This is a genomic window from Pseudomonas sp. COR18 (assembly GCF_048568395.1).
Taxonomy (GTDB): domain Bacteria; phylum Pseudomonadota; class Gammaproteobacteria; order Pseudomonadales; family Pseudomonadaceae; genus Aquipseudomonas; species Aquipseudomonas fuscovaginae_B.
Genome location: NZ_CP183808.1, coordinates 281,965 through 298,703 on the forward strand (window position 1 = coordinate 281,965; position 16,739 = coordinate 298,703).

Below are 16,739 nucleotides of genomic sequence, written 5' to 3' on the forward strand. Positions count from 1 at the left end.
CATGTCCACCCTCATCAGCGAACGTCCCCTCACGCCGGCCCGACTGGCCGAGGGCGCCTTGCAACAATGTGCCCTGATCGACCTCACCGACCTGCCGCGGGTCGGCTTTCGCGGCCCGCACAGCGCCGCCTACCTGCAGGCCCGCGGCTTCAGCCTGCCCGAGGCGCCCAACCGCGCCGTCACCCAGGCCGACGGCAGCCATGTGGCGCGCCTGTCGCAGAGCGAGTACCTGCTTCTCGGCAGCCTGGCCGATCGTGGCGCGCGCATCGCCGACGAAGAAGCGCGCTGGGTACTGGACCCCAGCGCCAACTACCTGCTGCCACGCCAGGACAGTCATGCCTGGCTGCAGTTGAGTGGCGTGTGCAGCGCCGAGGTCATGGCCAAACTGTGCGGCGTCGACCTGCGCGCCCAGGCCTTCGCCCCCGGCGCCGTGGCCCAGACCTCGGCGGCGCGGATCAACGTGATCGTGGTCAACCTCGGCGGCAGCGCCGAGCCGACCTTCCAGATCCTCTGCGACCGCGCCTCGCTGGCGTACTTCAGGGAGGCGCTGCTCGATGCCATGGCCGAGTTCGACGGGCAACTGCTGAGCCTGGACGCCCTGTAGCCGTCGTCCCCGGTGGGTGCCCGCCGGGATGTCGAACGGCTACCGGCCATGGCGCGCTGTCGAGGCGGGCGGCCGTCAGTTCAGCCCGCCCCTTCGGGAAACGGCAGGCTCAGCAGCCACTCGCTGAAGGCGACCAGCGACGGCAGGTTCTGGTAGCGATTGGCATACGCCAGGTAATAGCTCCTGCCGCTTTCCATGGGCTCGAACAGCACGACCAGGCTGCCCGCGCGGATCTCGTCCTGCACCAGCACCCGCGGCACCAGGCCGATGCCGATACCGGCGACCGCCGCCTGGATGAGATGGCTGGTGAGTTCGAAGCCGGGGCCCGGGCGCATCAGGCGATGATCCAGGCCGTTGTGCTCGAACCAATCCGACCAGGCATTGGGCCGGGAGACGACATTGAGCAGCGAATGGCTGGTGGCGATCTCGGCCGGCGTCGTCGTGCGGTATTCGGGCAGGGCCGAAGGACTGGCGACGACCACCAGTTCCTCGGTGAGCAGCTTGTGCGACATGAACCCCGGCCAGGAGCCGGAACCGGCGTAGATGATCGCGTTCATCTCGCCGGCGGCACTGGCGAGGTCGGCCTGGATGATCCGCGAATGGATGTGCACGACGATATCCGGGTGCCGGGTGTAGAAGTCATTCATCCGCGGCAACAGCCACTTGGAACCGAACGTCGGCAGCACGCCCAGGTGCAGCACGCCTTCCTGGGAACGAAAGGCGATGGTCTTCAGGGTCGCGCTGCGGATCCGCCCCAGGGCCGCCGACAGCTCATGCTGATACAGCGCCCCCGCCGCCGTCAGCTCGATGCGCCGGCCGTCACGCAGGAACAGCTCGACCCCCAGCAGCGTCTCCAGCGCCTGCACCTGCCGGCTGACTGCGCTCTGGGTCAGCAACAGCTCATCGGCCGCCTTGGTGAAGCTGCCGTGGCGGGCCGCTGCTTCGAAGGCCACGAGCACCGACATGGAGGGAGTGAGGCGTCTTGGGTTCATTCATAAAGCTCATGCAAAGGCTGCGTGTTTTACGTTTGTCAGCAGCGTGCCATCCGCGAATAATCGAAACTATACCGTTTCGCCCTGACGCTGGCTCAGCCTTGAGCATACGTTAAGCGAATATAAAAACGAATCAGCCTGCAGGAACCGCCACGAATGATCGCCCGCCTCGCCCCCACCCACGGTCAGACAGACGCCTACGACCGCTTCCTGAAACAACTGGCCAGCGAAGGCTTCGAGGGGGAAATCGCCGGCGACCTGGGCTCCCGGGCGGTGCTGGCCACCGACAACTCGATCTACCAGCGCCTGCCCCAGGCGGCGGTGTTTCCGAAAACCTACGCGGATGTCGAGCGGGTGGCGAAACTCGCCGCCCAGCCGCAGCATCGCGCCGTGGTGCTCACCCCGCGCGGCGGCGGCACCGGCACCAACGGCCAGTCGCTCACCGACGGCATCGTGGTCGACCTCTCCCGGCACCTGAACGGCATTCTCGAGATCAACGTCGAGGAGCGCTGGGTGCGGGTGCAGAGCGGCGTGGTCAAGGACCAGCTGAACGCCGCCCTCAAGCCCCATGGCCTGTTCTTCGCCCCCGAGCTGTCGACCTCGAACCGGGCGACCATCGGCGGGATGATCAACACCGACGCCAGCGGCCAGGGCAGTTGCACCTACGGCAAGACCCGCGATCACGTGCTCGCCCTGTCCACCATCCTGCTGGGGGGCCAGCGCCTGGACAGCCAGCCCCTGGCCGCCGAACAGGCCGACCGCGAGGCGGCCCGGCAGGACCTGGTCGGCAGTGTCTATCGCTGCGCCCGCGATATCGCCGACCGGCAGGCGCAACTGATCAGGGACACCTTTCCGCCGCTCAACCGCTGCCTGACCGGCTACGACCTCGCCCACCTGCGCGAAGAGGACGGCGGCTTCAACCTCAACAGCATCCTCTGCGGCTCCGAGGGTTCGCTGGGTTTCATCATCGAAGCCAGGCTCAATGTGCTGCCGATTCCCCGCCACAGCATCCTGGTGAACGTGCAATACGCCGGCTTCATGGATGCCCTGCGTGACGCCAAGGCGCTGATGGCGCTCAAGCCGCTGTCGATCGAGACCGTGGACTCCAAGGTGCTGCGCCTGGCGATGCAGGACATCGTCTGGCACGGCGTGGCCGAGTACTTCCCGCCGGTCCCCGGCCAGCAGACCCTGGGCATCAACCTGATCGAGTTCAGCGGCGATGACCAGCAGAGCCTGGAACGACAGGTCCATGACTTCATCGAGCACCTGAAAAACGACGACAGCGTGGTGCGCCTGGGGCATACCCTGGCCGTCGGCAGCGAGGCGGTGAAGCGCGTCTACGCCATGCGCAAGCGCTCGGTGGGCCTGCTGGGCAACGTCCAGGGCGAAGCCCGGCCGCAACCGTTCGTCGAAGACACCGCGGTGCCGCCGGAAAACCTCGCCGACTTCATCGCCGAGTTCCGTGCGCTGCTCGACTCGCATCAGCTCGAATACGGCATGTTCGGTCACGTGGACGCCGGCGTGCTGCACGTGCGGCCGATCCTCGACATGAAGGACCCGCACCAGGCGGCGCTGATCCGCCCGGTGTCCGATGGCGTGGCCGCCCTCACCCGCAAATACGGCGGACTGCTGTGGGGCGAGCATGGCAAGGGCCTGCGTTCGGAGTACTCGCCGGCCTACTTCGGCCCGCTGTACCCGTCGCTGCAGGCGATCAAGGCGGCGTTCGACCCGTTCAACCAGCTCAACCCGGGCAAGATCGCCACGCCTTCGAGCATCAGCGACGCCAGCCTGACCAAGGTCGATGGCGTGGTCCTGCGCGGCGAACTCGACCGGCAGATCGACGAGCGGGTCTGGCAGAGCTACCAGAGCGCCGTCCACTGCAACGGCAACGGCGCCTGCTACAACTTCGATCCCGACGATGCGATGTGCCCGTCCTGGAAAGCCACGCGCAACCGCATTCACTCGCCCAAGGGCCGTGCCTCGCTGGTACGCGAGTGGCTGCGCCTGCAGGGCGCCCAGGGCGTCGACCTGCTGGGCAGCGTCGCCACCCGCTTCAGCGTCGGCAACCTGCTGGCCAAGGTGCGCAATAGCCTGGGCAAGCGCCTGGGCGAGCAAGATTTCTCCCATGAGGTGTACGAGGCGATGGCCGGCTGCCTGGCGTGCAAGTCCTGCGCGGGCCAGTGCCCGGTGAAGGTCAACGTGCCGGACTTCCGCTCGCGCTTCCTCGAACTCTACCACCAGCGCTACCTGCGGCCGCTGAAGGACTACGTGGTCGGCTCGCTGGAGTACAGCATTCCCTACATCGCCCGCTTCCCGCGGCTGTACAACGCGATGATGAATGCACGGCCGGTGAAGTTTCTGCTCGAACACCTGGTCGGCATGGTCGACAGTCCGCTGCTGAGCCTGATGGACTTCCACCAGGTCTGCGCGCGCTGGAACGTGCAGGTGGCGACGGCGCACAAGCTGTCGCAACTGAGCGAAGAGCAGCGCCAGCGCAGCGTGATCGTCGTTCAGGACGCCTTCACCCGCTACTTCGAAACCCCGCTGGCGGCCGAGTGGATCGAGCTGATCGCCCGCCTGGGCTACACCCTTTACCTGGCGCCGTTCGCCCCCAACGGCAAGCCGCTGCAGGTGCAGGGCTTCCTCGGTGCGTTCAAGAAGGCCGCGAGCCACAACGCCAAGGGCCTGAAGGCACTCGAAGCCTACGGCATCCCGCTGGTGGGACTCGACCCGGCGATGACCCTGGTGTATCGCCAGGAATACGCCAAGACCCTGGAGCAGGATGCCGCGCCGCGCGTGGTGCTGGCCCAGGAGTGGCTGGCGACCGCCCTGCCGCAGTTGGAAAAACCGCAGGCGCCAGAGACCTTCCACTTCCTGCCGCACTGCACTGAGCGGACCAACGAGCCGGCGAGCGTCGAGCAGTGGAAGAAGGTCTTCGACGGCTTCGGCCTGAAGTTGCAGGTGCTGGCCAGCGGCTGCTGCGGCATGTCCGGCACCTATGGGCACGAAACCCGCAACGCGCAGACCTCGCAGGTCATCTACTCGCAGTCCTGGCAACCCCTGGTGGAGCGCTACCAGCCCAGCGGCCGCCTGCTCGCCGATGGCTATTCCTGCCGCAGCCAGGTCAAGCGCCAGGCCGGTGAAGTGGTGCTGCATCCGTTGCAGGCATTGCTGGGCCAGCTTCGCCAGCACGCGCCTATCGAGGCGTGAGGGCGTCCCAGGCGCCTTCGTTGACCAGATTGGCCGGGCGTTTCCCGGCCAGTGCCTGCAGCAGGTTCTCCACCGCACAGCGGGCCATCGCCTCGCGCGTCTCCCGGGTGGCGGAGCCGATGTGCGGCGTCGCCACGACGTTATCCAGACCGAGCAGGGGCGAATCCGGCGCAAGGGGCTCCTGGCTGAACACGTCCAGGCCCGCCCCGCGAATGCGCCGCTCGCGCAGGGCGTCGATGAGTGCGGCTTCATCCACCACGCGGCCACGCGCGATGTTCACCAGGATCGCTTCGGGCTTCATCAGGGCGAGTTCACGTCGACCGATCAGGCCCTGGGTTTCGGCATTCAAGGGCACGGTCAGGCAGACGAAATCCGCGTGACGCAACAGCTCATCGAGGCTGCAATGACGCGCTGCGTAACGGGCCTCCACCTCGGGCCTGGCGCCTCGACTGTGGTACAGCACGCGCATGCCGAAGCCCGCCGCGCCGCGCCTGGCCAGTGCCTCGCCGATGCGTCCCATGCCGACGATACCCAGCGTCTTGCCATGTACATCGCTGCCAAAATGGGCCGGCCCCAGGCTCGCCCGCCAATGGCCGTCACGCACCCAGCCGGCCAGTTCGACGACCCGGCGGGCGCTGGCCAGGATCAGGGCGAAGCCGGTGTCGGCGGTCGTTTCGGTCAGCACATCCGGGGTATTGGTCAACAACACGCGACGATGGCTCAGCTCGGCCAGGTCATAGTTGTCCACGCCCACCGACACGCTGGAAATCACCTCCAGCTGGGGCGCCAGGTCCAGCAGGCTGCCATCGATCCGCAGGCTGGCGCCGAGCAGGCCCCGGGCCCCGGGCAAGGCGTCGCGCAAGCGCGCCAGCCCATCGGGCTGGGCCATGTCGACCCAGGTCACTTCGACCTGCTCCTGCAAACGCGCCATCAGTTCGTCGGACAGCCGCTTGTACAGCACGATTCTCTTCTTCATTGCAGTATTTCCTAGAGTGTCACGGCGAGACGGGCACCACGGCGCCGCGTCTGCGCGGGGTTGAGCACGGCCGTCAGCACCACGGCGGTCAGCAGCGCACCACACATGAACAGGTAGGAGGCCCCCGGCCCGCCGGTGACCCCGTTGAGGTAGCCCACCAGCCACGATCCGCCAAAGGAACCCAGCGCGCCCATGCTGTTGATCAGCGCCATGGCGCCACCGGCGACGTTGCTGGGCAGGATCTCCGGCACGATGGCGAAGAACGGGCCATAGGGGGCGTACATGCAGGCCCCGGCGACCACCAGCAGCGCGTAGGACAGCCAGAAGTGCTCGGTACCCAGCGCGTAGGAACCATAGAACGCCAGCGCGGCGATCAGCAGCGGCGGCCAGACGAAGCGCTTGCGCTTCTGCAGGCGATCGGAGGCCCAGGAGACGCCGATCATCGCCAGCACCGCCGCCAGGTAGGGCACCGCCGACAGCCAGCCGGCCTGGACGATGTCGACCTTGGCCGCCTGCTTGAGAATGGACGGCAGCCAGAGCACGAAGCCGTACACGCCAATGCTCCAGCAGAAATACTGCAGCGACAGGACGATCACCTGCGGGGTGCGGAAGGCCTCACGGTAATTCTTCACCGGCCGGATGCCCTGCTGCTCGGCCGCCAGCGCCGCCTGCAGATTCGCCTTGTCCGCCTCGCTCAGCCAACGGGCCTGGGCCGGCCGGTCGTCCACCAGGCGCCACCAGAGCAAGGCCCAGATCACTGCGGGCAAGCCTTCGATGATGAACATCCAGCGCCAGTCGAAGTGCTGGATGAGATAGCCGGACACCACCGACATCCAGAGGATGGTGGCCGGGTTGCCGAGGATCAGGAAGGTGTTGGCCCGCGAGCGTTCCGCCCGCGTGAACCAGTGGCACAGGTACACCAGCATGGCCGGCATCACCGCCGCCTCCACCACCCCCAGCAGGAAGCGGATGGCGACCAGCATGTAGACATTGCTGACCATGCCGGTGAGGGTCGCCAGGCCACCCCAGAGGATGAGGCTGACGAAGATCAGTTTCTTCACGCTGCGTTTTTCGGCGTAGATGGCCCCCGGCACCTGGAAGAAGAAGTAGCCGAGGAAAAACAGCGCCCCCAGCAGCGACGACAGCGCCGGGGTGATGTGGAGGTCTTCGGCCATGCCCGAGGCAGCGGCGAAGCCGTAGTTGGCACGGTCCAGGTAGGCCAGGCTGTAGGTGATGAAGACGATGGGGATGATGTACCACCAACGGCGACGGGCGAGGCTTGTCGTTTGCATGATTCACTCTCCTGAGCTTGTTATTGTTGTCGCAACAGGTTTCGGCAATCCGGTCTGAATGGCTCAAGCGCTCCGGCGCTTGTCCCGATCGTCGAGTTCATGCCGCAAGGGCAGGCCCTCCATGTCTCCGCGGAACTGGACGGCGCGGCTGCCGCACCAGTTGCCACGCGCAACCGCCATCGGCAGCTCCAGCCCTTCGAGCAGGCCACTGAGCACGCCGACGGCAAATGCATCGCCGGCACCGACCGTGTCCACCACCTGCGGCACCGGCACGGCGGCGACCTGTCCCTCATCGCGCAGCGTACGGAAGTAGGCGCCCTGCTCTCCCAGCTTGATCACCACCCCTTGCGCGCCTCTATCCAGGTAGAACGCCGCGATGTCGGCAGGTTCGCGCTGCCCGGTCAGCAGGCGCCCTTCCTCCAGCCCCGGCAGCAGCCAGTCGGCCTTCAGCGCCAGGGCGTTGACTTCACGCACCATGGTGGCGGTGTCCGGCCACAGGGACGGACGCAGGTTCGGGTCGAAGGAGATGCTCCGACCGGCTTCACGCATGGCCTCCACCAGGGCATGGGAGAGCGCCCGGCAGGTCGGTGACAGCGCCAGGGGAATGCCGGTGGCATGCAGATGCCGCACCTGGAACCGTTGCCCGGCGATCATCGCCGGCGACAGGTGGCTGGCCGCCGAGTTGCGCCGGAAGTACTCCACGCTCGGGTCGCGGCCATCGTCGCGGCGCTCCTTGAGCTGGAAGCCGGTGGCGTGGCGCGGGTCAACCTCGACGCCTGCGCAATCCAGGCCTTCCTGGCGCAGGCTGTCGATGATGAAACGCCCCAGCGAGTCGTCACCTACCCGGCTCAGCCAGCGCACCTTGAAACCCAGCCGGGCCAGGCCGATGGCGACATTGCTGTCCGCCCCCGCGATCCGTTTGCTGAACTGGCTGACATGGGCCAGATCGCCAGGCTGTTGCGCGACGAACATCGCCATGGTTTCCCCGAAGCACAGCACATCGTGTTCAAACATGGCTGACCTCCGTCACCAGCCCGAGCCGGGCCAGGTTGTCGACCTGGGCCCGTGTGACCGCCAACAGGTCATCGCCCACCAGGGGGTACTCCACGGCCCGCACGACACCGGGGGTGAATTCGCCCAGCAGCGCGTCCCAGGCCATCAGGTCCGCCGCACGCGGCCTTACGGCGACCAGGCGCCCGGTGGGTTGGCGCTCCACCGCCTTGCAGTGCACATAGCGCACCCAGCGACCGAGCTGCCGGGCGGCCTGGGTCGCCGACTCGTTCTGCCACTGCCAGTTGCCGATATCGAAGGTCATGCCTACGGGAAGCGCCAGGGCCTCGACCTGTTCGAAGAACGCCAGCAGCGCCGCGATCCGCCCGCCTTGCGGGGTCTGGTCATTTTCCACCAGCAGCCTGGGGACGTCCCGAGACACCAGCCCGCGCAAGGCCGAGACATCGCAACGGGGTTGGTAATGCCCCAGGGACACCTTCAGCGCTACCGCCCCCAGTCGGCTTGCCAACGCCAGCTTCTGCGACAGCAGCGGGTTGAGTTCGCCCTGTTCGGTCCACAGTTCCAGCGGCGAGGAGAACAGGCACTCCAACTGCAGTGCGCCTATCGCGCCGGACAGGGCCGTGGTGTCCGGTACGCCATCGAACAGCTCCTCGCGCAGCTCGACACGCGCCACACCGGCAGCCGCCAGCAACTCAAGAAAACTCTCCTGGCCGGACTGCCGAACGAAGTCGGCACCATAGCTGGAGAGACTGATGGAAACGGGGTTCAAGCGCATTGTTGTGATCCTTTGAAACCGGTTTCATTTTTGGTCGGCAGGCAACCCCCTGCGCAACCGCTCACATACTCAGGTGGGTGGATCCTCGAACGATCAGTTCAGCCTTGAGGTCGATTCGCTTCGGCGCGTCGCCTTCTCCCCGCAGGCGCGCGAGCAGGCATTCGAACGCCGTCACGCCAATCGCCTCGGTCGGCTGGGCCAGAGCGGTGATGCCGCTGCCCACCAGCGGGTACCAGTCCAGTTCGTCCAGCGCCAGCAGGCCGACGTCGTCGAACAGCCGGCAGCCCCTGCTGTGCAGGGCACGCGTGACGGCCAGGGTGGCCACACCGTTGCAAGTGAAAATGGCTTGTGGGCCATGGCCGTTCGAGGCGAGGAACCTGGCCAGGTCCGCCTCGAGGTCCGCGCTGATCTCGAGGATCTGCTGGCGAATGCCCGCACGGCGCTGAAGGGATGCGCTAAAGGCCTGCACCCGCTCCAGGCGCGAGCTGGTGCCATCGAGGGGTTCGGTCACCGCCAGGATGTCGCGATAACCGCAAGCCTGCAGGTGATCCAGGGCCTGCTCGACCGCGTCGGCATTGTCCAGGCCGACCATGTCGACATTCAGCTCCGGCAACTGGCGGTCGATCAGCACCATGGGCACGTCCCGCTGCAGCTCGACCAGTTCACCCCGATGGTGCCCGAGGGTGTTCACGATCAGGCCTTCGATGTTGTACGACTGCAGCATCTGCAAGTGATGGCGCTCCTGCTCGTCGTCGCGGTTGGTGTTGCACAGCAACAGGGTGTAGCCATGCTGTCGGCAGGCTTTCTCGACGCCGCGCATGACCGCGACCGAATAGGGATTGAGGATGTCGGCCACCAGCATGCCGATCAACCGCGTCTGACCACGCTTGAGCCCCCGGGCCATCTGGTTGGGGCGGTAACCCAGTTGCTGGATGACGTCTGCGAGGCGTTGTGCGGTCGCTTCGGCCAGCAACTGACGATCGCCGCCGATATAGCGGGAAACGGTCGCTTTCGACACACCCGCGGCGCGCGCGACCTGGCTGATGGTGACTCGCTCGCGCGAGCTGGAAGGAAAATCCGTCATCGAAGGGCTCTTGTGATTGTGGTCCGAGACGATGAATGAAACCGGTTTCAATACATCAAAACTGGCTCCAAACGTCATCTACCGTTCGTCGGATGTTAACAAACATTCGCCGACCACAAGCCGCCCGCCTTCGCCGGACCCTCCCGGCAGCACCGCGCAGAACCCGGGCCGACCAGAGAGCACCGGCCGGCCCGGGTGGCCTGCTAGCGGTTGGCGTTCCCCGTGTCGCTGCCCGCGGTCCTGGCCGTTTCAGGCGTGCGCAGCCGGGCCACGTCGGCAGCCGTCACGGCAGCGCCGTGGTTGCCCCAACTGGAGCGGATGAAACTGACCACTTCAGCCACCTCCTGATCGCTCAGGCGCCAGCCGAAGGCCGGCATGCTGATGGTCGACGGCGCCGCGTGCGTCGCCGGCACGCTGCCACCGGCCAGCACCACGTGGATGAGCGAGGTCGGGTCCTGGGTCTGCAGCACCGGGTTGCCGGCCAACGCCGGGAAGAACCGGGTGTAGCCATGGCCGTCGGTGCGGTGACAGGCCGCGCAGTTGTCGATATAGATCGACGCCCCCGGCTGGCTGTCATCGCCCTTCCACAAGGCGTCCGCGACCTGCTTGTCATAGACGTGAGGCGCATCGTCCGCCCGGCTCGGCGGTAGCGTCTTCAGGTAGCGGGCGATGGCGGTCAGGTCGGCATCGGTCAGGTACTGCAGGCTGTGCTCGACCACGTCGCCCATGCCGCCGAACACCGCGCTGCGCTCACTGCGACCGGTCTTGAGGAACTGTACCAACTGCTCCTCGCTCCAGTTGCCCAGGCCATCCTTGTGGTCACCCCGCAGGTTCTTGGCAATCCAGCCCTCGAGCGGTGCACTGCCGGCCAGGAACTGCTCGCCGTCCTGCGGGTCGAGGGCCTTTTCCTGCATGGTCAACGCCCGCGGGGTATGGCAGGCACCACAATGCCCCAGGCCCTCGACCAGGTAGGCACCCCGGCTGACGACCGGATCGGTGTTGGCGGGAGCGACCCAGGCCTTGGCCTCTGGCGCGAACAGGCCGCGCCAGATCGCCAATGGCCAGCGCATGCTCAACGGCCAGGGGATGTCGGTGGCCCGGTTCGGCTTCGCGACCGGTTCGACGCCCTTCATGAAGTAGGCGTAGAGCGCCTGCATGTCTTCGTCAGTGACGCGGGCGTAGGACGGGTACGGCATGGCCGGGTACAGCGTGCTGCCGTCCTCGCGAATGCCCTTGCGCACCGCCTGGTCGAACGCTTCGAAGCTGTAGTGACCAATGCCGCTGGCATCCGGGGTGATGTTGGTGGAGTACACGGTGCCGATCGGCGTCGGCATCGCCAGGCCGCCGGCAAAAGGCTTGCCGCCCTTGGCGGTATGGCAGGCCACGCAGTCGCCGGCACGGGCCAGGTACTCGCCGCGCTTGACCAGTGCGGCGTCGGTTTCGGCAGCCTGGGCCGTAGCGCCGGCACCGAGCAGGAGGGCTGCGATCAACAGTCTCTTCATGTTCTCTCGCTCCTCAAGCCTGGACCAGCGGGCCGGGATTTTTCAGGTACTGCTCGCGAATGGCCCGGGCGGACCAGTAGGTCAGCGCCGCCACCAGGCCGGTCGGGTTGTACCCCAGCCCCTGGGGAAACGCCGAGGCCCCAGGGACGAACACGTTGTGCACGTCCCAGCTCTGCAGGTAGCGGTTCAGGGCGCTGGTCTTCGGGTCGGTGCCCATGATCGCGCCGCCGTTGAGGTGGGTGGTCTGGTAGCTGGCCGTGTTGAAGTGCTCCTTGACCTTCTTGCCGAGGATGGCAATGGACTTGGGGTTCATCGCCTGGGCGATCCTGCTCAGCTTGTCGACCATGAACCGGTTCATCCTGATGTCGTTTTCCTGCCAGTCGAAGGTCATGCGCAACAGGGGTTGGCCGTAGGCATCGCGGTAGGTCGGGTCCAGGTCCAGGTAGTTGCCGCGGTACGACTGGTGCGCGCCGTGGGCGTCCATCGAGACCTGGTGGGTGTAGTAGTCGGCGGTGGCCTTTTTCCAGGCACTGCCCCAGGCAGGGGTACCCGGCGGGTTGGCAACTCCGGCGATCGGCCGGCTGCCGGCCTGGTTCACCCACATCGGCGAGCCGCCGACGAAACCATGGGGGCCGTGGTCGAAGTTGTCCGCGTTGAAGTCATCGATCGCGATACCGTTGCCGCCAGCACCGATGAAGTTGTTGGTGTAGGTGTCCTTGTCGAAGAACGCCTTGACCGTGCCCATGTTCTGGTAGGCGAAGTTGCGCCCGACCACCCCCTCGTTGCTGATCGGGTCGTAGGGCTTGCCAATGCCGGAGAGCAGCATCAGGCGCACGTTGTTGAACTGGAAGGCGGCGAGAATCACGAGGTCCGCCGGCTGTTCGATTTCGCGGCCCTGGGCGTCGATGTAGGTCACGCCGGTGGCCTTGCGCTTGCTGTCGTCGAGGTTTACCCGCAACACATGGGCGTTGGCGCGCAGCTCGAAGTTCGGCACCTGGCGCAGCGCCGGCAGGATGTTCACGTTCGGCGAGGCCTTGGAGTACATGTAGCAAACATAGCCGCTGCAGAAACCGCAGAAGTTGCACGGCCCCATCTGCGCGCCGTAGGGGTTGGTGTACGGCCCGGAGGTGTTGGCCGAAGGCAGGTTGTACGGCTTGTAGCCCAGGTTATGCGCCGCCTGCTCGAACAGCCGGGCCGACACCACGTTCTTCTGCGAGGGCAGCGGGAACGGGTTGGAGCGGTCCGGCGCATAGGGGTTGCCGCCCTTGCCTTCGCCGACCACCTGACCGTTGACGGTCCAGGCCTGGCCCGAGGTGCCAAAGACCTTTTCCGCGAAGTCGAAATAAGGCTCAAGCTCCTCGTAGCTGACACCGAAGTCCTGGATGGTCATGCCTTCGGGAATGAAGCGCTTGCCGTAGCGTTCCTCGTAGTGGCTGCGCAGGCGCAGCTCGATCGGGTCAACGCGAAAATGCACGCCGGACCAGTGCAGCCCCGCCCCGCCGACGCCCTTGCCCGGCAGGAAGGCGCCCAGTTGTCGATTGGGCAGTGCCACGTCATTGACGCTGTGGCGGATGGTCACCGTCTCCTTCGAAACATCGACGAACAGCTTCTTGCGCACGCTGTAGGTCAGCTCATCGATGACCTGCGGGTAGCTGCCCTCCGGGTAGGTGTCCTGCATCGGTCCGCGCTCCAGCGCCACCACTTGCAGCCCGGCCTCGGTGAGTTCCTTGGCCATGATCGCACCGGCCCAACCGAAACCGACGATCACCGCGTCGACCTTTTTCATTGCGTTAGCCATGCCTTATGCCCTCTCGCCGCGAATCGAGACGGCCGGGAACGGGTAAGGCTCGTTGCGCTCGACCCAGTCCATGAAATCTGCCCGGGCACCGGGGAAGCCGATCTGCGTCCAGCCGACCATGCCGCGGTTGCCGCCGTGAATCGGGTCGCAGAAAAACCCTTCGCGAGTGTTCTGCACCAGCAGACTGAAAAACACCTTGGCCGGCACTGGCTCGAAAACGGCCTCACCAGACTCGATCTGGCGAAGAACATGGTCTCGGGTAGCGCTGTCTTGCTCGGCAAAATTTTTACCGGTGGTGGTTTTGCACCAGGCCTGCGCGGCGGCGATGCCCAGGCGGTAGATCTGCTGCGGACTGAGTTGCAACTGGTAGCCCAGCTCCGGGGCGGCGTCGGCCTTGAACGGGCCTTGCATGTACCACTGGGCACCCGTGGCGTAGGGCGTATTCATCTGCCGGTCGATGAACTCGGCAGCGCCCGCTTCCAGTGCCCCTGGACCGAGCTCGTCGGCCGGGATGATGCGTGACACCGCCGCCTGCAGGAATGCCCACTCTTCAGTGGTGAAAAAGGTTGGCTGGTACTGGCTGGGCGGCGGCGTCGCCGGAACCCGCGGCTCGCGCACGGGCGCCGCACTCAGCGGGCTGGAGCCGAGGCTCAGTCCGGTGCTCGCCACCGTCACGACGGGTATCAGGGTCAGCGTTTTGCGCAGGAAGTCCCTGCGCGGGTTATCGGGAGCATGCTCGGGCATTGTAATTCCTCATCGACTTCGGGCGACTGCTGAGCGACGCCTTCTGATTTTCGACTGGTCAGGGCTAAAGGGAGGGGGACTGCGTACAGCCGGCTAATTTAGCGTTTTTGCAGGGGCTTTGAAACCGGTTACATCAAGCCGCGCACCGCTCTCACTCCCTCACTGGCGCCGCAGCACGACATGGGTGGCCTTCGGCGAGGCCACGGATTCAACGCACCGGTAGCCCAGCGCCCGCAGGTCGAGCCCGGCGAACAGCGCCTCTCCCCGGCCGAGCAGCACCGGCGAGATCGCCAGGTGCAGTTCATCGATGAGGCCTTCGCGAAGATACTGGCGGATGGTGTCCGGCCCACCGCCGATCCGCACATCCATGCCGGCAGCGGCCTCACGGGCACGCTCGAGTGCCGCGTGAATGCCTGCGGTGATGAAGTGGAACGTGGTGCCACCCTTCATTTCGATGGAAGGACGCGCGTGGTGGGTCAGGACGAAGACCGGAACGTGATAGGGCGGGTTGTCTCCCCACCAGCCCTTCCAGTTCATATCCGGCCATTGCCCACGAATGGGCCCGAACATGTTCCGCCCCAGTATCCAGGCGCCGACATTCTGGAAGCCGCGGGCAGCGAAGTCGTCGTCCACGCCAAGGGTACCGTCGTCCTTGCCGAACAGATTCCGCTGGAAGGTACGGGTCGGGAGCAACCACTGGTGCAACTCCGTCCCGCCTCTACCGAGGGGGTTGTCGATGTCCTGGTCGGGGCCGGCTGCGTATCCGTCGAGCGAGAGGGTGAAGCCCTGAACGCGTACTCGTGTCATGGTTTGACGCCTCCTGGACGATGACCGGCCGGGAAGCGGCAACAGCCTTCGATACCCGCTCCAGCCCTTTGCCAAGCGTAGGCAATACCCGGGGCATGAGCCACCCGGAGTGTGCAACGCTGAAAGGTCACCTTGCTGGCTTGCCGATGTGGAACCGACCGCCATGCACTTATTCTGGCCGGCCGAGGATTCACCGATAAACCCAAATGGCATAGAACCATGATCGAAGTGACCGAACGCTCCATCGCCGAGCTGCGCGATGCCCTTGAATCCGGCAGAACCACTGCGGTGCAGTTGGTAGAAGCCTATCTGGCGCGGATCGACGCCTATGACACCCAGGACACCGCCACCGCACTGAACGCCGTGGTGGTGCGCAACCCTTACGCGCTGGACGAGGCGGCCGCTTCGGACGTGCGTCGGGCGCAAGGCAAGACCCTGGGCCCACTGGATGGCATTCCCTACACCGCCAAGGACAGTTACCTGGTCAAGGGCCTGACCGCGGCGTCGGGCAGCCCCGCCTTCAAGGACCTCGTCGCCCAGCGGGACGCCTTCACCATCGAGCGCCTGCGCGCCGCCGGGGCGATCTGCCTGGGCAAGACCAACATGCCGCCGATGGCCAACGGCGGCATGCAGCGTGGTGTCTACGGCCGGGCCGAGAGCCCGTACAACGCCGCCTACCTGACCGCACCCTTTGCCTCGGGCTCGTCGAACGGTGCCGGCACGGCGACCGCCGCGAGTTTTTCCGCCTTCGGCCTGGCCGAGGAAACCTGGTCGAGCGGCCGCGGGCCGGCGTCGAACAACGGCCTGTGTGCCTACACCCCGTCGCGCGGGGTGATTTCGGTCCGCGGCAACTGGCCGCTGACGCCGACCATGGACGTGGTGGTGCCGTACGCCCGGACCATGGCCGACCTGCTGGAAGTGCTCGACGTGGTGGTCGCCGACGACCCGGACAAGTCCGGCGACCTTTGGCGCCTGCAGCCGTGGGTGCCGATCCCGGCTGCCTCGACCGTACGTCCGGCTTGCTACCTGAAGCTCGCCGCCACTGCCGATGCCCTGGCTGGCAAGCGTCTCGGCGTGCCCCGCCTGTTCATCAACCGGGACCCCGAAGCCGGCACCAGCGAGAAGCCGGGCATCGGTGGCCCGACCGGCCAACGCATCCATACCCGCCCCTCCGTCATCAAACTGTGGGAAGCGGCCCGCCAGGCTCTCGAAGCGGCGGGCGCCACGGTGGTGGAAGTCGACTTCCCGCTGGTGTCCAACTGCGAAGGCGACCGCCCCGGCGCACCGACGGTGTACAACCGCGGCCTGGTTTCGAAAGCGTTCCTGCATGAAGAACTGTGGGAGCTGTCCGCCTGGGGTTTCGACAACTTCCTGCGCGACAACGGCGACCCGGCGCTGAACCGCCTGGCCGATGTCGATGGTCCGAGCATCTTCCCCCACGACCCCGGTACCCTGCCCAACCGCGAGGACGACCTCGCCGCCGGCATGGCCGAATACGTGCGCATGGCGCAACAGGGGATCAAGCCGTGGCATGAACTGCCGTCGTTGCCGGACGGACTGCGCGGCCTGGAACGGACCCGCCAGGTCGACCTCGAGGACTGGATGGAGGACCTGCAGCTCGACGCCGTGCTGTTCCCGACGGTCGCCGACGTCGGCCCGGCCGATGCCGATGTGAATCCGGTGTCCGCGGACATCGCCTGGAGCAACGGGATCTGGGTGGCCAACGGCAACCTGGCGATTCGTCACCTGGGCGTGCCGACCGTGACCGTGCCCATGGGCATCATGGAGGATATCGGCATGCCGGTCGGCCTGACCTTCGCCGGCCGCGCCTATGACGACAACGCGTTGTTGCAACTGGCCTCGGCCTACGAGTCGACCGGTTCGAAACGGCTCATCCCGCCACGCACCCCGCCGCTCAAACGCGGCTGACCCTGCCACGCCTCG

13 protein-coding genes are annotated in these 16,739 nt (G+C 66.3%); 3 read left to right on the top strand and 10 right to left on the bottom strand.

Going from position 1 to position 16,739, the window contains the following annotated elements; genetic code table 11:
• The first annotated feature begins 1 nt into the window (after position 1).
• Complete coding sequence (locus ACM62G_RS01305) at positions 2–604, top strand: sarcosine oxidase subunit gamma (RefSeq protein ID WP_419736559.1); 603 nt, start codon at positions 2–4, stop codon at positions 602–604.
• Positions 605–684: 80 nt separating this feature from the next.
• On the opposite strand, the gene ACM62G_RS01310 is transcribed toward ACM62G_RS01305, so the two are convergent.
• Positions 685–1,596 carry a LysR substrate-binding domain-containing protein gene (locus tag ACM62G_RS01310; protein WP_152974489.1) on the bottom strand — a complete coding sequence of 304 codons (912 nt, stop codon included), beginning with the start codon at positions 1,594–1,596 and terminating at the stop codon, positions 685–687.
• A gap of 156 nt (positions 1,597–1,752) precedes the next feature.
• On the opposite strand from ACM62G_RS01310, the gene ACM62G_RS01315 reads away from it, so the two are divergent.
• Positions 1,753–4,806, top strand: coding sequence for an FAD-binding and (Fe-S)-binding domain-containing protein (locus tag ACM62G_RS01315; RefSeq protein ID WP_419736560.1), 3,054 nt, complete (start codon positions 1,753–1,755; stop codon positions 4,804–4,806).
• Here the strand turns inward: ACM62G_RS01315 and ACM62G_RS01320 are convergent.
• The 9 genes from ACM62G_RS01320 to ACM62G_RS01360 form a co-directional block, all read right to left on the bottom strand.
• On the bottom strand, positions 4,793–5,782 hold the full coding sequence (locus ACM62G_RS01320) for a 2-hydroxyacid dehydrogenase (protein ID WP_419736561.1): 990 nt from the start codon (positions 5,780–5,782) through the stop codon (positions 4,793–4,795). The genes ACM62G_RS01315 and ACM62G_RS01320 overlap by 14 nt on opposite strands.
• Positions 5,783–5,793: 11 nt before the next feature.
• A complete protein-coding gene (locus ACM62G_RS01325; protein WP_054061479.1) occupies positions 5,794–7,074 on the bottom strand; it encodes an MFS transporter in 1,281 nt (426 codons plus the stop codon).
• A 63-nt stretch (positions 7,075–7,137) separates the two neighbouring features.
• Positions 7,138–8,088: a sugar kinase gene (locus tag ACM62G_RS01330; protein WP_419736562.1), complete on the bottom strand. Its 951-nt coding sequence runs from the start codon at positions 8,086–8,088 to the stop codon at positions 7,138–7,140.
• On the bottom strand, positions 8,081–8,860 hold the full coding sequence (locus ACM62G_RS01335) for a sugar phosphate isomerase/epimerase family protein (RefSeq protein ID WP_419736563.1): 780 nt from the start codon (positions 8,858–8,860) through the stop codon (positions 8,081–8,083). Before ACM62G_RS01335 ends, ACM62G_RS01330 begins: the two co-directional genes overlap by 8 nt.
• 61 nt (positions 8,861–8,921) lie before the next feature.
• Entirely contained in the window at positions 8,922–9,944 is a 1,023-nt protein-coding gene (locus tag ACM62G_RS01340; RefSeq protein WP_419736564.1) for a LacI family DNA-binding transcriptional regulator, read from the bottom strand.
• A gap of 203 nt (positions 9,945–10,147) precedes the next feature.
• On the bottom strand, positions 10,148–11,446 hold the full coding sequence (locus ACM62G_RS01345; RefSeq protein ID WP_419736565.1) for a c-type cytochrome: 1,299 nt from the start codon (positions 11,444–11,446) through the stop codon (positions 10,148–10,150).
• A gap of 13 nt (positions 11,447–11,459) precedes the next feature.
• Positions 11,460–13,244, bottom strand: coding sequence for a GMC family oxidoreductase (locus ACM62G_RS01350; RefSeq protein WP_054056573.1), 1,785 nt, complete (start codon positions 13,242–13,244; stop codon positions 11,460–11,462).
• Positions 13,245–13,247: 3 nt separating this feature from the next.
• The gene (locus ACM62G_RS01355) at positions 13,248–13,988 is read right to left on the bottom strand and encodes a gluconate 2-dehydrogenase subunit 3 family protein (protein ID WP_054056574.1); all 741 of its coding nucleotides are present in this window, start codon (positions 13,986–13,988) and stop codon (positions 13,248–13,250) included.
• Positions 13,989–14,147: 159 nt separating this feature from the next.
• Positions 14,148–14,795: a dihydrofolate reductase family protein gene (locus ACM62G_RS01360; RefSeq protein ID WP_273820613.1), complete on the bottom strand. Its 648-nt coding sequence runs from the start codon at positions 14,793–14,795 to the stop codon at positions 14,148–14,150.
• A gap of 219 nt (positions 14,796–15,014) precedes the next feature.
• On the opposite strand from ACM62G_RS01360, the gene ACM62G_RS01365 reads away from it, so the two are divergent.
• Positions 15,015–16,724, top strand: a complete 1,710-nt coding sequence (locus ACM62G_RS01365) for an amidase (protein ID WP_419736566.1) — start codon at positions 15,015–15,017, stop codon at positions 16,722–16,724.
• The last annotated feature ends 15 nt before the right edge of the window (positions 16,725–16,739 follow it).

Excerpts from the sequence above, each read along its gene's own strand:
- ACM62G_RS01305 (WP_419736559.1), top strand. The coding sequence starts at position 2 with ATGTCCACCCTCATCAGCGAACGTCCCCTCACGCCGGCCCGACTGGCC.
- ACM62G_RS01310 (WP_152974489.1), bottom strand. The coding sequence starts at position 1,596 with ATGAACCCAAGACGCCTCACTCCCTCCATGTCGGTGCTCGTGGCCTTC.
- ACM62G_RS01315 (WP_419736560.1), top strand. The coding sequence starts at position 1,753 with ATGATCGCCCGCCTCGCCCCCACCCACGGTCAGACAGACGCCTACGAC.
- ACM62G_RS01320 (WP_419736561.1), bottom strand. The coding sequence starts at position 5,782 with ATGAAGAAGAGAATCGTGCTGTACAAGCGGCTGTCCGACGAACTGATG.
- ACM62G_RS01325 (WP_054061479.1), bottom strand. The coding sequence starts at position 7,074 with ATGCAAACGACAAGCCTCGCCCGTCGCCGTTGGTGGTACATCATCCCC.
- ACM62G_RS01330 (WP_419736562.1), bottom strand. The coding sequence starts at position 8,088 with ATGTTTGAACACGATGTGCTGTGCTTCGGGGAAACCATGGCGATGTTC.
- ACM62G_RS01335 (WP_419736563.1), bottom strand. The coding sequence starts at position 8,860 with ATGCGCTTGAACCCCGTTTCCATCAGTCTCTCCAGCTATGGTGCCGAC.
- ACM62G_RS01340 (WP_419736564.1), bottom strand. The coding sequence starts at position 9,944 with ATGACGGATTTTCCTTCCAGCTCGCGCGAGCGAGTCACCATCAGCCAG.
- ACM62G_RS01345 (WP_419736565.1), bottom strand. The coding sequence starts at position 11,446 with ATGAAGAGACTGTTGATCGCAGCCCTCCTGCTCGGTGCCGGCGCTACG.
- ACM62G_RS01350 (WP_054056573.1), bottom strand. The coding sequence starts at position 13,244 with ATGGCTAACGCAATGAAAAAGGTCGACGCGGTGATCGTCGGTTTCGGT.
- ACM62G_RS01355 (WP_054056574.1), bottom strand. The coding sequence starts at position 13,988 with ATGCCCGAGCATGCTCCCGATAACCCGCGCAGGGACTTCCTGCGCAAA.
- ACM62G_RS01360 (WP_273820613.1), bottom strand. The coding sequence starts at position 14,795 with ATGACACGAGTACGCGTTCAGGGCTTCACCCTCTCGCTCGACGGATAC.
- ACM62G_RS01365 (WP_419736566.1), top strand. The coding sequence starts at position 15,015 with ATGATCGAAGTGACCGAACGCTCCATCGCCGAGCTGCGCGATGCCCTT.